Here is a 663-nt window from a genome sequence, read left to right as displayed (position 1 = left end):
ACAAATTCAAAACCTCTGAGGGGCACCCCATGAAGACCTACACCCGACACCTGTGGCTCGCGCCGCTGGCCTGCGCGGCCGCTCTGGGCCTGGCCGTGCCGGCCCAGGCGCTCACTGTCACGGGCAGCGCGACGTCCGCGAGCGTCATCCAGGGAGGCAGCGCCACGCTGACGCTGACCCTCGATGTGTCGGACCCCGTTGCGCTGCTCGGCCTCACGCTGACGGGCGACTGGGACGTCGGCGCGCTCTCCGTCGACATGGCGGCGGCCCAGGCCTTCGGCGGCAGCCTGGCCAGCTTCGTCGCGCTCTACCCCGACATCCACGAGGTCAGCAGCGACGACCATCATCTCGGCGTCGTGGTGGGGGCGTTGGTGGCCCCCTTCAACCTGCCGGCCGGCCCGTCGACCCTTCAGTTCACGTTCACGGGCCTGCAGGCCGGCGCGCAGAAGCTGCAGTTCTTCGTCGAGCTGACCGACCCCAGCGTGCTGGCCGAGCCGTTCCCGCCGCCGGCCAGCAGCGCCTTCGATGCCACCATCACCGTGACCGCCGTGCCCGAACCCAGTCCGGCTGCGCTGCTTGCTGCCGGCATTGCCGTGTTGGGCCTGCTCGCGCGACGCAAGCTGGGCTGACTGGTGTTTGTCGCCATCCCGAGCGGGCAGGGTG

The 663-nt window shown here is 70.4% G+C and carries 1 protein-coding gene; it reads left to right on the top strand.

What is annotated here, in order from left to right:
- Positions 1-29 precede the first annotated feature (29 nt).
- Complete coding sequence (locus AC07VX_RS09400; RefSeq protein ID WP_493164442.1) at positions 30-629, top strand: PEP-CTERM sorting domain-containing protein; 600 nt, start codon at positions 30-32, stop codon at positions 627-629.
- Positions 630-663: the final 34 nt, after the last annotated feature.

Source organism: Roseateles sp. GW821-FHT03B02 (genome assembly GCF_059421025.1).
This window is presented reverse-complemented; position numbering and strand designations above follow the sequence as displayed.